The following is a 13,520-nucleotide window of genomic DNA, read 5'->3' as shown; positions in this document are numbered from 1 at the left end:
CATGCTGCGTAGCTTCGATCTTGTTCTGATCGGCGTCATGACGGCAGCGGCCGTCGTCACCTATTCGATCAAGCACCGCGCCGACGAGAAGCTCAGCGAGGTTCGTCGGCTCGAGTCGGAAATCAAGCTGGAGAAGGATACGATCGATCTCCTCAAGGCTGACTGGGCCCTGCTGACCCAGCCGAACCGCCTGCATCGGCTGATCAACGTCTACAATACCGAGCTGGCGCTCGCCCCGACCGAAACGACCCAGCTTGCGATGCCGAAGGAGCTGCCGATGCCGAAGGCGCGGCTTCCGCAGCCCGAGACGACGATCGAGGATATCATCGCCGGCAAGAACAGCGAGGTTGCCGCAGCCCTGAAGGGGGTTGCTGCCGCCAAGGCCAAGCCCGCTCCGAAAATTCCCGTGCCGCTGCGGCGCGGTCCCGTCGAAGTCATTTCAACAGGATCGGTGAAACGCTGATGTCTTTCCTGTCCCGCATCATGATCGTCAAGAGCCGCGCGCATTTTTCGTCCGGCAGCCGTGGCCGCGGTTCTGAAAAGGCTTCCTTCGAGGGAACCCGCAAGCGCAAGTCTGCCCAGGCGAAAAACCGCGTCGGCCTGCTGATTGCCGGTTTCGCGGTCTTCTATTGCGTCATCGGCGGCCGCCTGATGCAATATGGCGTCGCGCAGCCGCTGACGACCTCGAGCATCCTGCCGGCAGATCGGCTGCTGGCGTCACGTCCCGACCTCGTCGACCGCAACGGCGCGGTCCTGGCGACTGACATCCGCACAGTCTCGCTGTTTGCCGAGCCCAACAAGATCATCGATCCCGACGAGGTGATCGAGAAGCTGGCGACAGTCCTGAACGACCTCGACGTCAAGGGCACCTATTCGAAGCTGACCTCGAATTCGCGTTTCCAGTGGCTGCGCCGCCAGCTGACCCCGAAGCAGCAGAGCCAGATCCTGGCGCTCGGCATTCCGGGCATCGGTTTCCGGCCCGAAAAGCGTCGTTTCTATCCGGGCGGCCCGACCGCCGCGCATGTCGTCGGTTACGTCAATATCGACAACCGCGGCGTCGCCGGCATGGAGCGTTATGTCGACAATCAGGGTCTCGCCGATCTCGCAGCCGTCGGCATGACGTCCAGCCAGCCGCTGGAGCCGGTCAAGCTGTCCATCGATCTGCGCGTCCAGTCGATCGTCCGCGACGTGGTGACCGAAGCGATCAGCAAGTACAGCTCAATCGGCGCCGGCGCGGTCGTCCTCGACGTACATACCGGCGAGGTGCTCGCCATGGCGTCCGCGCCCGATTTCGATCCCAACAATCCGGCCGAAGGCGGCGAGCAGGGCTGGTTCAACCGCGTGTCGAACGGCACGTTCGAAATGGGCTCCACCTTCAAGTCTTTCACGATCGCCATGGGTCTCGATTCCGGCAAAGTGAACCTTCAGAGCACGTTCGACGCCCGGTTCCCGATCCGCATTGGCGGTTTCACCATCAAGGATTTCCACGGCAAGGGGCGCATCCTGAGCGTTCCGGAAATTTTTCAGTTTTCGTCGAATATCGGTACCGCCAAGATCGCCGACACGGTCGGCATCGAAGGCCACAAGGATTTCCTGACCAAGCTAGGCCTGCTGACGAAAATGCGCACCGAGCTTCCGGAAGTCGCTTATCCGAGCCAGCCGCGCGAATGGAAGAAGATCAATTCGGTCACCATCTCCTTCGGCCACGGTGTCTCGACGACACCGCTGCAGACGGCGGTCGCCGGTGCGGCGCTGGTCAACGGAGGCAAGCTGGTCGAGCCGACCTTCCTGCCGCGTACCCGCGCGGAGGCCGACAAGGTCGCTACCCAGGTGATGAAGCCGACGACCAGCAAGGACATGCGCTTCCTGTTCGAATGGAACGGCGTCAATGGCTCGGGCAGAAACGCACGTGTGGCGGGCTTCAACGTCGGCGGCAAGACGGGCACGGCGGACAAGGTCGTCAACGGTCGTTACGCCCATGACAAGAACTTCAACGCATTCCTCGCCGCATTCCCGATGGACAATCCGCAATATGTCGTCCTGACGTTCTGCGACGAACCCAAGACCGAGAAAGGCAACGGCGCAGCTCTTGCGGCAACCTCGGCTGCTCCCATGGTCAAGGAGATCATCACCCGCGCTGCGCCCATTCTGGGTGTGAAGCCGAAGTTCGGCAATGACGGTTCTGCCCTGCTTGTGTCTTATTGAGCGATAACAACGTGAGCGGACGATTCGAGGGGACGACGCTCAGAATGGACAATCAACCGATGAAGTTGCGAGAACTTGCCGGACGGGATTTCCCGGAAATAGCCGAGCTGATGGCCGGACCGGCAGGCGATCTCGATGTGACGGGCCTGACTTCCGACAGCCGCAAGGTAACCTCCGGCATGCTGTTTGCCGCACTCGCCGGCACCAAGGCGGACGGGTCGAGCTATATCGGCGATGCCGCTGCCCGCGGCGCGGTCGCGGCGATCGCCGGCCATACGGCGGACGCGGGCATCCCTGTTCTTGCCGTTTCCAACCCCCGCCGGCTGCTGGCACTCGCGGCCGCCCGTTTTTACGGTGCGCAGCCAGAAACCATGGTTGCCGTCACGGGCACCGCCGGCAAGACCTCCGTTGCCTCCTTCACCCGCCAGATCTGGGCGCATGCCGGCCATGCCGCGGCTCAGATCGGCACGACCGGCGTCGTTTCGCCGACCCGCAACGATTATGGCTCGCTGACCACGCCCGATCCGGTCGAGTTGCAGAAGCTGCTCTCGGAACTGGCTGCCGAGGGCGTCACCCACGCCGCCATGGAAGCTTCCAGCCATGGCCTAGACCAGAGCCGGATCGACGGCGTGCGTCTTTCCGCCGCCGGCTTTACCAATCTCGGCCGCGACCATATGGACTACCATCCGACCGTCGAGAGCTACATGGCCGCCAAGATGCGGCTTTTCGATACGCTGATGCCGAAGGGCTCGCCCGTCGTCATCTTCGCCGACGATGCCTGGTCGGAGGAGGCGATACGGGTGGCGACGGTTGCCGACCTGGATGTCCGTACCGTCGGTCGTCGGGGCGATTATCTCTGCCTGAAGCGGGTCGAGCATTTCCGTCATAAGCAGACGGCCGAAATTCACGTCGGCGAGCAGATTTTCGAAGTCGATATTCCGCTCGCGGGCGATTTCCAGGTGTCGAACGCGCTGGTCGCGGCGGGGCTTGCCATGTCGACCGGGGTTCCGGCCGCCGTTGCCATGGCCGCCCTTGAAAAGCTGGTCGGCGCCTCGGGTCGTCTCGAACTGGTCGGCCAGACAAAGGACGGCGCACTCGCCTATGTGGATTATGCCCACAAACCGGACGCACTGGAAAACGTGCTGGCATCCGTCCGCCCCTTCACGACCGGCCGCGTCATCGTGGTGTTCGGCTGCGGCGGCGACCGCGACAAGGGCAAGCGGCCGATCATGGGCGACGTGGCGACGCGGCTTGCCGATATCGTCATCGTCACCGACGACAATCCGCGTTCCGAGATTCCCGAAGTGATCCGCTCCGAGATCATGGCGGCCGCTCCGGGCGCCGTCGAGATCGGTGACCGGGCCAATGCGATCCGCGAGGCGGTTGGCATGCTGCAGTCGGGCGACACATTGATTGTTGCGGGCAAGGGCCACGAGGAAGGCCAAACGATCGGCGCCACGGTCCTGCCGTTCTCCGATCACGTCGAAGTCCGCAAGGCATTGCAGGAGCTGAAATCGTGAACTGGCTATGGACATCCGAGGATTTGACCGCCGCCATGGGCGGCCGGCCGATCGGTTCGCTTCCGGTGGGCATTACCGGCATTTCGATCGATAGCCGTTCGATCGGGCCGGGAGAAGCCTTCTTCGCCATCAGGGGCGACCGCGTCGATGGCCATGATTATGCAAGCCTCGCGGTCGCCAACGGTGCGACGCTGATCGTCGTCAACGAATCGAAGTTGCCGGCGCTCGGCAAGCTGAGCGTGCCGATGATCGTCGTCGAAGACGTGCTTGCAGCGCTTGGGAAACTGGCGCTTGTTGCGCGTGCGCGCAGCCGGGCACGCATCGTCGCCATCACCGGTTCGGTCGGCAAGACGACGACCAAAGAAATGCTGCGCCACGCACTTGTACCGTCCGGCAAGGTGCATGCGGCCGTCGCCTCCTTCAACAACCACTGGGGCGTGCCGCTGACGCTCGCCCGCATGCCTGCCGATTGCGACTTCGGCGTCTTCGAGATCGGCATGAACCATCCGGACGAGATCCGCCCGCTGGTGAAGATGGTGCGCCCGCATGTGGCGATGATCACCACGATCGCCGCAGCCCATCTCGGCCATTTCAAGAATCTCGAGGAGATTGCCGCCGCCAAGGCCGAGATCTTTGAAGGTCTGGAGCCCGGCGGTTCGGCGATCCTCAATCGCGACATCAAGCAGTTCGGCTTTCTCCAGAAAAAGGCGCAGGAGGCGGGTGTCTCGCACATCCATACCTTCGGCCAGCATGCCAAGGCGGATTTCCGGCTGGCAGACTTTGAAGGCAATGGGGAAAACTCGGTCGTCTGGGCGGTGCTGAACGGCGAGACGTCGGAAGTCCATATCGGTGCTCCCGGCCGGCATATCGCCGAAAACGCCATGGCGGTTCTCGGCGCCTGCCTGCTGGTCGGCGCGGACATGGCCGGCGCCATGGCGGCGCTTGCGGAGCTGAAGCCGGTCAAGGGTAGGGGCGAACGCCACCGCCTCGGCATCGGCGAAGGCCATCTGACGCTGATCGACGAGAGCTACAACGCCAACCCTGCCTCGATGCGGGCAGCGATCGCGCTTCTCGCATCCGCGATGCCGGAACTGACCGGCCGGCGGATCGCTGTGCTCGGCGACATGCTGGAAATGGGCGAATTTTCCGCAAAGGTGCATGAGGAACTGGCGGGTCCGCTGCTTGCCGCGGGTATTGAACATGCCTGGCTGGCAGGTGCGGAAATGGTAGCGCTACGCGATGCGCTGCCCGATAGCGTCGACGTGCACTATTACGAGAAGACCGCGGATCTTGCGGAATTCGTGGTGCGCTCGGTGATCCCGGGCGACGTGGTGATGGTGAAATCTTCGCTTGGCATCGGTTTCGGCAAGATCGTCGCCGCGCTTATTGACAACTACCCGGCATTCTCCGACACGGAGCGCCACTAATTGAGACGGGCTTCTGGAAAGGGCGCTGAATGCTGATCTGGCTTGTGGAACTGGCGGATAAAGTCCAATTTTTCAACCTGTTCCGGTACATCACCTTCAGGACGGGCGCAGCTCTGTTCACCTCGGCGCTGATCGTCTTCCTGTTCGGGCCGATGATCATTGCATCGCTCCGCCTGCGCCAGGGCAAGGGACAGCCGATCCGCGCCGACGGGCCGCAGACCCATTTCAAGAAGGCCGGCACGCCGACCATGGGCGGACTGATGATTCTCGCCGGCATCGTCGGCGGATCGCTGCTCTGGGCCGATCTTTCGAACGTCTACGTGGTGGCGACCCTGCTCGTCACGCTGGGCTTCGGCGCAATCGGCTTTTATGACGACTATCTGAAAGTCACCAAGCAGACCGACAAGGGATTTTCCGGCAAGGCGCGTCTTGGCATCGAGTTCGTGATCGCGGGGATCGCCGTCTTCTTCATGATGCGGGTGGCGCTCGCCACCGGCCAGTCGAGCAATCCGACGCTCGGCTCCTCGGTCGCCTTTCCGTTCTTCAAGGACCTGTTCATCAATCTCGGCATCTTCTTCGTCCTGTTTGGCGGTTTCGTCATCGTTGCCGCCGGCAATGCGGTGAACCTCACAGACGGGCTCGATGGGCTGGCGATAGGGCCTGTCATGATCGCCGCGGCCTCGTTCGGCGTCATCGCCTATCTTGCAGGCAACGCGGTGTTTGCGGGATATCTGCAGATCAATTTCGTGCCCGGCACCGGCGAGCTTGCCGTCATTCTCGGAGCGGTGATCGGGGCGGGTCTCGGTTTTCTCTGGTTCAACGCGCCGCCGGCTGCGATCTTCATGGGCGATACCGGCTCGCTAGCGCTCGGCGGCCTGATCGGCTCGGTTGCCGTCGCCACTAAGCACGAGATCGTCATGGCGATCATCGGCGGCCTGTTCGTGATGGAGACACTGTCTGTCATCATCCAGGTCGGTTTCTTCAAGATGACCGGCCGGCGCGTCTTCCTGATGGCGCCGATCCACCACCATTTCGAAAAGCTCGGCTGGACGGAAAGCCAGGTGGTCATCCGCTTCTGGATCATCGCGGTCGGCCTTGCCATGCTCGGCCTTTCGACGCTCAAGCTGCGGTGATACGGCGATGATCGCGGTCACCACATTCAAGGACAAGCCGGTCGCGCTGTTCGGGCTCGGCGGCTCCGGATTGGCCACGGCCAGGGCCCTGGTCGCCGGCGGCGCGAAGGTGATCGCCTGGGACGACAATCCCGACAGCGTCGCCAAGGCCACGGCCGAGGGCATCGCGACCGCCGATCTGCGCGGCATTGACTGGTCTGTCCAGGCCGCCTTCGTGCTGTCGCCGGGCGTGCCGCTGACCCATCCGAAACCCCATTGGAGCGTCGATCTCGCCCGCGCTGCCGGCGTCGAGATTATCGGCGATGTCGAGCTTTTCGTACGCGAACGCCGGGCGCTTGCGCCGGATTGCCCGTTCATCGCGATTACCGGCACCAACGGCAAATCGACGACCACGGCGCTGATCGCTCATATTCTGAGATCAAGCGGCCGCGACACACAACTCGGCGGCAATATCGGCACCGCGATCCTGACGCTCGATCCGCCGAAGTCCGAGCGCTATTTCGTGGTCGAATGCTCGTCCTACCAGATCGATCTGGCGCCGACCCTCAACCCGACCGCCGGCATCCTGCTCAACCTGACGCCCGATCATCTCGACCGCCACGGCACCATGCAGCATTACGCCGACATCAAGGAACGGCTGGTCGCCGGCAGCCGGACCGCCGTGATCGGCGTCGACGATTCGTTCTGCGCCCTCATCGCCGACCGCGTCGAACGGGCCGGCGTCAAGGTGCGTCGGATTTCCAAACGGGTCGTCGTTGCCGACGGTCTCTATGCCGAGGGTAGCCGGATCATCGAGGCGCATGGCGGCGCGACGTCGCTGCTCGTCGATCTCGACGGCATCCAGACGCTCAAGGGCAGCCACAACGCCCAGAACGCGGCAGCGGCCATCGCCGCCTGCCTGGCGGTCGGCGTATCGAAGGACGAGATTCGCGCAGGGCTGAGATCCTTCCCGGGCCTGAAGCATCGGATGCAGCCGGTCGGGCGCCGAACCCAGGTGGTGTTCGTCAACGATTCGAAGGCGACCAATGCGGATGCGGCCGCTCCCGCGCTCTCCAGCTACGACCGGATCTACTGGATTGCCGGCGGCCTGCCGAAGGAGGGCGGCATAGTCAGCCTCGCTCCACTCTTCCCGCGTATCGTCAAGGCCTATCTGATCGGAGAAGCCGCGCCGGCATTCGCGGCGACACTCGGCGAGGCGGTGCCCTACGAGATTTCGGGCACGCTCGAAAAGGCGGTCGCGCATGCCGCAGCGGATGCAGGAGCCGACACCACACCGTCCGCGGTGATGCTGTCGCCGGCCTGCGCCAGCTTCGATCAGTTCAAGAATTTCGAGGTTCGCGGCGATGCCTTTGTCGGCCATGTCGCAAGCCTCGATGGCGTCACGATGTTGGTCGATTTAGATTGATCGAGACGGAAAAGGGGAACGACAGATGGTAAGCCGCGCAGACCGTGGGCCGCTCGCAGACTGGTTCTGGACGATCGACCGTTTCTTCCTCGTCGCCTTCGTATTGCTGATGGGCGTCGGTTTCATGCTCTCGTTCGCGGCATCGCCGGCGGTGGCCGAGCGTATCGGCCTCAACAGCTTCCACTTCGTCGAGCGCCACGCGCTGTTCCTGCTGCCATCGCTGGTGGTGATGATCGGCCTCTCCTTCTTGACGCCGCGGCAGGTGCGCCGCACCGCTATCGTCCTTTTGATCATCGCGCTGGCGCTAATGGTGCTGGCGTTGTTCTTCGGCGTCGAGGTCAAGGGATCGCGGCGCTGGATCGGCGTCGGCATGTTCTCGATCCAGCCGTCGGAATTCATGAAGCCGGCCTTCGTGGTCGTCTGCGCCTGGCTGTTCGCCGAGCACGCGCGGCAGCCGGAAATCCCTGGCAATCTCTTCGCCATCATTTTGTTCGGCATCGTCGCGGCGCTGCTCGTCGCGCAGCCGGACCTTGGCCAGACAATTCTAACGAGCGTCGTCTGGGGCGGGATGTTCTTCATGGCCGGCATGCCCTGGCTGTGGATCGTCATGCTGGGCGGCGTCGGTGCGGGCGGCATCGTCACCGCCTATTACATGCTGCCGCACGTGACCGCCCGTTTCGACAAGTTCCTGACCGGCGAGGGCGACCGTTTCCAGATCGAGACGGCACACGAAGCGATCCTGCAGGGCGGCTGGTTCGGGCAGGGGCCGGGCGAGGGCATCGTCAAGCGCATCCTGCCGGACAGCCACACGGACTTCGTGTTCTCCGTTGCAGCCGAAGAATTCGGCATTATCTTCTGTATGGCACTGGTGGCGATCTTCGCCTTCATCGTGCTGCGCGGCCTGAACCACGCCTTCAAGGAGCGCAATGACTTCAACCGGTTCGCGGTCGCTGGCCTCGTCCTGCAGATCGGCATGCAGTCGCTCATCAATATCGGCGTCAATCTCGAACTCATGCCGGCCAAAGGCATGACGCTCCCCTTGATCTCCTATGGCGGCTCCTCGATGATCGCGATCTGCATCACTGCAGGCTTCATCCTGGCGCTGACCCGCCATCGTCCGGAGAAGCGAGCGCAAGAGCGGAGCCTGTTCCGGGTCGCCCAGGGCGTACCCGCGGAGTAAAAGTCCAATGACCAAGGGCATCATATTGCTTGCCGCCGGGGGAACCGGCGGTCATGTGTTTCCGGCAGAAGCGCTGGGACACGAACTGAAGGACCGCGGCTATTCCGTGCACCTCGTCACCGACAGCCGGGCCGAGCGTTATGCGGGCACGTTTCCGGCCGACGAAATCCATGTCGTACCGTCCGCCACCTTCGGCTCCAAGAACCCGATCGCGCTCGCCCGTACCGGCTGGAAGCTGTGGACGGGCCTGCGGGCCGCTCGCCGCCTGATCGGCCGGCTGAAGCCGCTCGCCGTCGTCGGTTTCGGCGGCTACCCGACCGTGCCGCCGCTGATGGCCTCGACCGCCATGGGCGTGCCGACGATGATCCACGAACAGAACGCCGTGATGGGCCGCGCCAACAAGGCGCTGGCCGCCAAGGTCCAGGCAATCGCCGGTGGCTTCCTGCCGGAAACCGGCGGTCCCTTTGCAGACAAGACCGTGACTACGGGCAATCCGGTACGTCCGGCCGTGCTTGCGGCCTCCAATGTCCCCTATGTCGCGTCCCGTGGCGACGATCCGTTCCGGCTGGTCGTGTTCGGCGGCAGCCAGGGCGCGCAGTTCTTTTCCTCGGCCGTGCCGACGGCGCTCAGCCTGCTCGACCAGGCCGAGCGTGATCGTGTCGTCGTTACCCAGCAGGCGCGTCCGGAAGACAAGGATCGCGTCAGTTCCTGCTTTGCAAAGCTCAAGGCTCCCGCCGATGTCTCGTCGTTCTTCTCGGACATGGCCGAACGGCTTGCCACCGCGCATCTGGTCATCTGCCGCTCCGGCGCCTCGACGGTCTCGGAAATCGCGGTGATCGGCCGTCCGGCCATCCTCGTGCCTTACCCGCATGCTCTGGATCACGACCAGGCAGCCAATGCCGAGGCGCTGGTGGCGACCGGCGGCGCAAAGGTCGTGCAGCAGTCGGATCTGTCGCCGGAAAAGCTTGCCGCGATCATTTCGGGTGCGATGAAGGATCCGGATAAGCTGGAAAGAATGGCAGCGGCCGCCAAGTCCGCCGGACGGCCGAATGCTACCGGCAAGCTTGCTGATCTGGTCGTGGCGATCGCCGAGCGGAAATCGATTTCGGAATTTAAGGGAGTGCGTGCATGAAGATGCCGAAGGCCATAGGGCTCGTCCATTTCATCGGCATCGGCGGTATCGGCATGAGCGGTATCGCCGAGGTGCTGCATAATCTTGGCCATAAGGTCCAGGGATCCGACCAGGCCGACGGCGCCAATGTTCAGCGCTTGCGCGACAAGGGCATTCCGGTCTTCGTCGGCCACCAGGCCGAGAATATCGGCGACGCCGAGGTGGTCGTCGTTTCGACCGCGATCAAGAAAAACAATCCGGAGCTGATGGCGGCGCGCGAAAAATCGCTGCCGATCGTGCGCCGGGCCGAAATGCTCGCCGAGCTGATGCGCTTCCGCAATGCGATCGCCATCGGCGGCACGCATGGCAAGACCACCACGACCTCGATGGTCGCAGCGCTGCTGGAGGCCGGCAGTCTCGACCCGACCGTCATCAACGGCGGCATCATCAACGCCTACGGCACCAATGCCCGCATGGGCGAGGGCGAGTGGATGGTGGTCGAGGCCGACGAATCGGACGGCACTTTCCTGAAACTGCCCGCCGACGTCGCCGTCGTCACCAATATCGATCCCGAACATCTCGACCATTACGGCAATTTCGACGCCGTTCGTGCCGCCTTCCGGCAGTTCGTCGAAAACGTGCCGTTTTATGGGTTCGGCGTGCTCTGCCTCGATCATCCGGAAGTGCAGGCTCTGGTCAGTCGCATCGAGGACCGCAAGATCGTCACCTATGGCGAGAACCCGCAGGCGGATGCGCGTTTCTCCAACGTCCGCATGGAAGGCACCAAGTCGATCTTCGACGTGGAAATCCGCCGCCGCCGCACCGGCCGGGTATTCCAGTTCAAGGACCTGGCGCTGCCGATGCCCGGACGTCACAACATTTCCAATGCTACAGCAGCGATCGCAGTCGCCAACCGGCTCGGCATTTCGGAGGAGGACATCCGCAAGGGGCTCGCTAATTTCAGCGGCGTCAAGCGGCGCTTCACGCTGACCGGTACCTGGAACGGCGTTTCGATCTTCGACGACTACGGCCACCATCCGGTGGAGATCAAGGCGGTGCTGCGGGCAGCCCGCGAATCGTGCCAGGGTCGCATCATCGCGGTCCACCAGCCGCATCGTTACACGCGTCTGTCGAGCCTGTTCGAGGATTTCGCCAATTGCTTCAACGATGCCGATAGCATCATACTGGCGCCAGTCTACGCCGCCGGCGAGGAAGCCATCGACGGGGCCAATTCGGAAGCGCTGATTTCGCGCATCCGTTCGGGCGGCCATCGCGACGCTAGATACATGGCATCGCCGACGGAACTCGCTTCGATTGTATCGGGCATTGCGAAACCGGGTGATTTCGTGGTTCTTCTGGGGGCGGGCAATATCACGCAGTGGGCTGCGGCATTGCCGAAGGAACTGGAAAGCATATCGGGACAGTAGGAAATGAAACAGGTGAATGGGGAAAAGCTTCTGGCGTCGTTGGGGGATGACGTCAATAAACTGCGCGGAAGGCTGACGCCGGATGCGCCGATGGATCGCGTCACCTGGTTCCAGGCCGGCGGCCTCGCCGAACTGATGTTCCAGCCCCATGACGTCGACGACCTTGTGACTTTCCTGCAGATCCTGCCGGAAGACGTGCCGCTGACGGTAGTCGGCGTCGGTTCGAACCTGCTCGTCCGTGACGGAGGCATTCCCGGCGTCGTTCTGCGCCTCTCAGCCAAGGGGTTTGGCGGGGTCGATCTCGTCGGCGACAACCGTATCAAGGCCGGCGCGATCTGCCCCGACAAGCACATTGCCGCAATGGCGATGGACAACGGCATCGGCGGCTTCGCTTTCTATTACGGCATCCCCGGCTCGATCGGCGGCGCTCTGCGCATGAATGCCGGCGCCAATGGCGGCGAAACGGCCGGTCGCGTGGTCGAAGTTCATGCCGTCGACCGCAAGGGCGGCACGCATGTCTTCTCGACTGCCGAGATGGGCTACAGCTATCGCCATTCCTCGGTTCCGGCGGAGATGATCTTTACCCACGCGGTCTTCGAAGGATATCCCGAGGAGCGGGCAAAGATCCGTGCCGAGATGGATGCCGTGCGTCAGCATCGCGAGACGGTGCAGCCGATCAAGGAAAAGACCGGCGGCTCGACCTTCAAGAACCCGGAGGGCCATTCCGCCTGGAAGCTGATCGACGAGGCAGGCTGCCGCGGGCTGGTCAGCGGGGGAGCGCAGATGTCGTCGCTGCATTGCAATTTCATGATCAATATCGGCTATGCCAGCGGCTATGACCTCGAATATCTCGGCGAGACCATCCGCCAGCGAGTTTTCGAACATTCTGACATCAAGCTCGAATGGGAAATCAAGCGACTCGGCATCTTCATGCCCGGCCGCGAGGTGAGGCCGTTCCAGGGCATGACGAGCGAATGACGGGAGCCGTCCAGGGTGAGGCGAATGCCTCCCGTGGCGAGTTATCTTGTAAATTTAAAGCGTTGCAGCGGTCATCTCGTGTTTTGATTCAGTTAGGTGGCGCCGCCGCGTGCCGGGATGTTTCACGAGTTGCTTATTCATTGAGCATTCATGAGAATAGATCGCATAATACGCCCGTCTTGAATGAGATTCGCGCTTGAGACCGGCGGGGTGCCGGGGCGCGAGCAGGGGGATTAAAATGTTCAAAAAATTAGCGGCCGAGTTTTTCGGCACTTTCTGGCTTGTCTTCGGCGGATGCGGCAGCGCGGTTCTGGCGGCTGCATTTCCGGATCTCGGTATCGGCTTCGTCGGCGTTGCGCTCGCATTCGGCCTGACGGTGCTGACCATGGCTTATGCGGTCGGCGGTATTTCCGGCGGGCACTTCAATCCGGCGGTATCGGTGGGACTGACCGTCGCAGGCCGGTTCCCGGCATCGAGCCTTCTAGCTTATATCGTCGCGCAGGTCGTCGGGGCGGTCGTTGCGGCCCTGGTTCTCTATCTCATCGCTTCCGGCAAGGCTGGTTTCCAGCTCGGCGGCTTTGCGTCCAACGGTTATGGCGAGCATTCTCCGGGCGGCTATTCATTGACCTCCGCGCTGTTGATAGAACTGGTTCTCACCGGTTTCTTCATCTTCATCATTCTCGGCGCGACCGGGCCGAAGGCGCCGGCAGGCTTTGCTCCGATCGCAATCGGTCTTGCGCTGACGCTGATCCATCTGATCTCGATCCCCGTCACCAACACGTCCGTCAATCCGGCCCGTTCGACCGGGGTGGCGCTGATCGTCGGGGACTGGGCTCTCGGGCAGCTTTGGCTTTTCTGGGTTGCACCGATCGTGGGCGCCGTCCTCGGGGCGCTGGCCTGGAAGCTGGTGGACGATTCGGAAGCGCGGGTCGCGGCCTGATCTGAAGAAGAACGGCGCATTCCGCCGAGGTAAAAGAGCCCGCGAAGCTAACCGCTTCGCGGGCTTTTCCGTGGCGCAGACCTCAAGAATCGCATGCCGATTCGAGCGCCTTAGCGGTCATTTCAGCGCCGTTCCGAATGTTGCCGCAAACTGCGCGTTAACATTCCGGGATTCGATTTTTCCTTTGTTTTCAT

At 62.8% G+C, this 13,520-nt stretch carries 11 protein-coding genes; all 11 read left to right on the top strand.

Features of this window, described 5'->3' with window-relative positions; all coding sequences use genetic code 11:
• Window position 1 precedes the first annotated feature (1 nt).
• Window positions 2-463 carry a cell division protein FtsL gene (ftsL, locus tag RG540_RS10820; RefSeq protein ID WP_038543546.1) on the top strand — a complete coding sequence of 154 codons (462 nt, stop codon included), beginning with the start codon at window positions 2-4 and terminating at the stop codon, window positions 461-463.
• Window positions 463-2,205 carry a peptidoglycan D,D-transpeptidase FtsI family protein gene (locus tag RG540_RS10815; RefSeq protein WP_038587604.1) on the top strand — a complete coding sequence of 581 codons (1,743 nt, stop codon included), beginning with the start codon at window positions 463-465 and terminating at the stop codon, window positions 2,203-2,205. Before ftsL ends, RG540_RS10815 begins: the two co-directional genes overlap by 1 nt.
• A 59-nt stretch (window positions 2,206-2,264) precedes the next feature.
• A complete protein-coding gene (locus RG540_RS10810) occupies window positions 2,265-3,725 on the top strand; it encodes a UDP-N-acetylmuramoyl-L-alanyl-D-glutamate--2,6-diaminopimelate ligase (RefSeq protein WP_038593524.1) in 1,461 nt (486 codons plus the stop codon).
• A complete protein-coding gene (locus tag RG540_RS10805; protein ID WP_038587601.1) occupies window positions 3,722-5,152 on the top strand; it encodes a UDP-N-acetylmuramoylalanyl-D-glutamyl-2,6-diaminopimelate--D-alanyl-D-alanine ligase in 1,431 nt (476 codons plus the stop codon). Before RG540_RS10810 ends, RG540_RS10805 begins: the two co-directional genes overlap by 4 nt.
• 29 nt (window positions 5,153-5,181) lie before the next feature.
• The gene (gene mraY / locus RG540_RS10800) at window positions 5,182-6,285 is read left to right on the top strand and encodes a phospho-N-acetylmuramoyl-pentapeptide-transferase (protein WP_038587600.1); all 1,104 of its coding nucleotides are present in this window, start codon (window positions 5,182-5,184) and stop codon (window positions 6,283-6,285) included.
• 7 nt (window positions 6,286-6,292) lie between these two features.
• Window positions 6,293-7,690 (top strand): UDP-N-acetylmuramoyl-L-alanine--D-glutamate ligase, encoded by a 1,398-nt coding sequence (gene murD / locus RG540_RS10795; RefSeq protein WP_038587597.1) that lies wholly within the window; start codon window positions 6,293-6,295, stop codon window positions 7,688-7,690.
• A 25-nt stretch (window positions 7,691-7,715) separates the two neighbouring features.
• Complete coding sequence (gene ftsW / locus RG540_RS10790; RefSeq protein WP_038543537.1) at window positions 7,716-8,870, top strand: putative lipid II flippase FtsW; 1,155 nt, start codon at window positions 7,716-7,718, stop codon at window positions 8,868-8,870.
• Between the two features lie 7 nt (window positions 8,871-8,877).
• Complete coding sequence (murG, locus tag RG540_RS10785; protein WP_038587594.1) at window positions 8,878-10,002, top strand: undecaprenyldiphospho-muramoylpentapeptide beta-N-acetylglucosaminyltransferase; 1,125 nt, start codon at window positions 8,878-8,880, stop codon at window positions 10,000-10,002.
• Window positions 9,999-11,408 (top strand): UDP-N-acetylmuramate--L-alanine ligase, encoded by a 1,410-nt coding sequence (gene murC / locus RG540_RS10780; protein WP_038587591.1) that lies wholly within the window; start codon window positions 9,999-10,001, stop codon window positions 11,406-11,408. The genes murG and murC overlap by 4 nt, the downstream gene beginning before the upstream one ends.
• A 3-nt stretch (window positions 11,409-11,411) precedes the next feature.
• A complete protein-coding gene (gene murB / locus RG540_RS10775; protein ID WP_038587588.1) occupies window positions 11,412-12,386 on the top strand; it encodes a UDP-N-acetylmuramate dehydrogenase in 975 nt (324 codons plus the stop codon).
• A 238-nt stretch (window positions 12,387-12,624) separates the two neighbouring features.
• On the top strand, window positions 12,625-13,326 hold the full coding sequence (gene aqpZ / locus RG540_RS10770) for an aquaporin Z (protein WP_038587587.1): 702 nt from the start codon (window positions 12,625-12,627) through the stop codon (window positions 13,324-13,326).
• The last annotated feature ends 194 nt before the right edge of the window (window positions 13,327-13,520 follow it).

This window comes from Neorhizobium galegae bv. orientalis str. HAMBI 540 (assembly GCF_000731315.1).
Taxonomy (GTDB): domain Bacteria; phylum Pseudomonadota; class Alphaproteobacteria; order Rhizobiales; family Rhizobiaceae; genus Neorhizobium; species Neorhizobium galegae.
The sequence above is the reverse complement of the archived record's forward strand: the minus strand, read 5'-3'. Positions and strand labels throughout refer to the sequence as shown.

What these genes read in the sequence shown, in the direction of transcription:
- ftsL (WP_038543546.1), top strand. Translation starts at nt 2, where the DNA reads ATGCTGCGTAGCTTCGATCTTGTTCTGATCGGCGTCATGACGGCAGCG.
- RG540_RS10815 (WP_038587604.1), top strand. Translation starts at nt 463, where the DNA reads ATGTCTTTCCTGTCCCGCATCATGATCGTCAAGAGCCGCGCGCATTTT.
- RG540_RS10810 (WP_038593524.1), top strand. Translation starts at nt 2,265, where the DNA reads ATGAAGTTGCGAGAACTTGCCGGACGGGATTTCCCGGAAATAGCCGAG.
- mraY (WP_038587600.1), top strand. Translation starts at nt 5,182, where the DNA reads ATGCTGATCTGGCTTGTGGAACTGGCGGATAAAGTCCAATTTTTCAAC.
- murD (WP_038587597.1), top strand. Translation starts at nt 6,293, where the DNA reads ATGATCGCGGTCACCACATTCAAGGACAAGCCGGTCGCGCTGTTCGGG.
- ftsW (WP_038543537.1), top strand. Translation starts at nt 7,716, where the DNA reads ATGGTAAGCCGCGCAGACCGTGGGCCGCTCGCAGACTGGTTCTGGACG.
- murG (WP_038587594.1), top strand. Translation starts at nt 8,878, where the DNA reads ATGACCAAGGGCATCATATTGCTTGCCGCCGGGGGAACCGGCGGTCAT.
- murC (WP_038587591.1), top strand. Translation starts at nt 9,999, where the DNA reads ATGAAGATGCCGAAGGCCATAGGGCTCGTCCATTTCATCGGCATCGGC.
- murB (WP_038587588.1), top strand. Translation starts at nt 11,412, where the DNA reads ATGAAACAGGTGAATGGGGAAAAGCTTCTGGCGTCGTTGGGGGATGAC.
- aqpZ (WP_038587587.1), top strand. Translation starts at nt 12,625, where the DNA reads ATGTTCAAAAAATTAGCGGCCGAGTTTTTCGGCACTTTCTGGCTTGTC.